At 61.3% G+C, this 364-nt stretch carries 1 protein-coding gene; it reads left to right on the forward strand.

Features of this window, described 5'->3' with window-relative positions; genetic code table 11:
* Nucleotides 1-39: 39 nt before the first annotated feature.
* Nucleotides 40-364: hypothetical protein (locus tag SB753_RS35350; RefSeq protein WP_410804720.1), on the forward strand; the 325-nt coding region annotated here is incomplete at its 3' end.

Below are 364 nucleotides of genomic sequence, written 5' to 3' on the forward strand. Positions count from 1 at the left end.
TGCGAAAGGGTGCGGTGGAGCGCTCGTGTCGATGCGCTGATGGGCGAGGACATCGAGTTTGTCGAACGCCTCGCCAAGGCGCTCGAGCTGCGGCAGGTGTGGATGCAGATTGAAAGTGCTGACTTTCTGAAGCAGGCCGAGGCGGTCAAGCGTGGTATCGACTTCGATCGGCGCTGGCGTGCCATCCGCTTCGGCTGCCGGTCGAAGCCCGAAGCGATTTTCCACAGGTACACCAAGTCCAGCGAGAAGCGAGCGCGCGAACTCTCCGAACCGTTGCCGTGGCGGAATCGTCGTGTCTCCATGGTGCAGGAATTCGACGATGTGACGTTGCAGCTGCTCGCTTTCCGGAAGATGCGCGACATCG

This window comes from Paraburkholderia sp. SIMBA_053 (assembly GCF_046534895.1).
Classification (GTDB): Bacteria; Pseudomonadota; Gammaproteobacteria; order Burkholderiales; family Burkholderiaceae; genus Paraburkholderia; species Paraburkholderia caledonica.